Source organism: Phenylobacterium sp. Root700, assembly GCF_001429025.1.
In the GTDB taxonomy this organism is placed as follows: Bacteria; Pseudomonadota; Alphaproteobacteria; order Caulobacterales; family Caulobacteraceae; genus Phenylobacterium.
Window position 1 is genome coordinate 1 of sequence record NZ_LMHT01000019.1, and the last position, 1269, is coordinate 1269.

Sequence of the window (1269 nt, forward strand, 5' to 3'; positions counted from 1 at the left end):
TGTTCAGACCGGAGACATCGGTGACGGGTGTTCGGAGACATCCGTGACACTTTTCGACCTCGCGAGGAGGTTGGGAAGATGCCGTTCACGGGGGTCTCTGCGATGGATCGCAAGCTGGAGTTTGTCCGTCTGGCGCGGGTGGAAGGCGCCAACCGGCGGGAGCTGTGTCGCCGCTTCGGCGTAAGCGCGAGCCTGGCCTATCGGTTGCTGGGTCGCTACCAGGCTGAGGGAGTGGCGGGCCTTGAAGCGCGGTCACGTCGCCCGATCGCCTCGCCGCGTCGCACGCCTGATGCGGTGGAGGCCGCGGTGCTGGAGGTGCGGGCCGCGCACCCGGTCTGGGGCGGCCGCAAGATCGCCGCCGTGCTGAAGCGACGCGGCCTTGCGGCGCCCGCGCCCTCGACAGTGACCCAGATCCTGCGTCGGCATGGCGTGGAGCTGGGCGGCTTCGGGGGCGGCGAGCAGGCCTTCATCCGCTTCGAGCATCCTGCGCCCAACGACCTGTGGCAGATGGACTTCAAGGGCCATGTGGCGCTGCGCTCGGGCCGGCTGCATCCCTTGACCGTGCTCGATGACCACTCGCGCTTCTGCCTGGTGCTGGCCGCCTGCGCCAACGAGCAGACCCAGACGGTGAAGACCTGCCTGACCGAGGCCTTCGAGCGCTACGGCCTGCCCTGGCGCATGACCATGGATAACGGCTCGCCCTGGGGCAACGGGCCGGGCGATCCCTTCACCCCGCTCGGCGTGTGGTTGATGGAGCAGGACATCGGCGTCGGCCACTCGCGGCCCTATCATCCCCAGACCCAAGGCAAGGACGAGCGCTTCCACCGCACGCTCAAGGCCGAGGCCCTCGCCGGGCCGCCCTTCCGCGACATCGACCAAGCCGCCCGACACCTTGATCGCTGGCGAAGCCTCTACAACACCGAACGCCCCCATGAGGCCTTGGGCCTGCGCACCCCCATCGAGCGCTACGCCGTCAGCCCCAGGTCCTACAGGCCAGCGGTCGAACCCTTCCCATACGCCTCAGACGACCAGCTAAGGCGCGTCCCCAAGGACGATGGCCCCATCACCTTCCTCGGCCAGCGCTGGCGCATCCCACAGGCCTTCAAGGGCAAGATCCTCGCCGTCCGGCCAACCCCCGTCGACGGCCTCTACGACGTCGTCTTTAGGACAGCCAACATCGCAACCATCGACCTGCGAGGCCAAAGCGATCATCCTCAACCTGTCACGGATGTCTCCGAACACCCGTCACCGATGTCTCCGGTCTGAACA

The 1269-nt window shown here is 67.6% G+C and carries 1 protein-coding gene; it reads left to right on the plus strand.

Annotated features, from left to right (window positions below; translation table 11 throughout):
* Positions 1–78 precede the first annotated feature (78 nt).
* Entirely contained in the window at positions 79–1266 is a 1188-nt protein-coding gene (locus ASE02_RS10860; RefSeq protein WP_056734053.1) for an IS481 family transposase, read from the plus strand.
* The last annotated feature ends 3 nt before the right edge of the window (positions 1267–1269 follow it).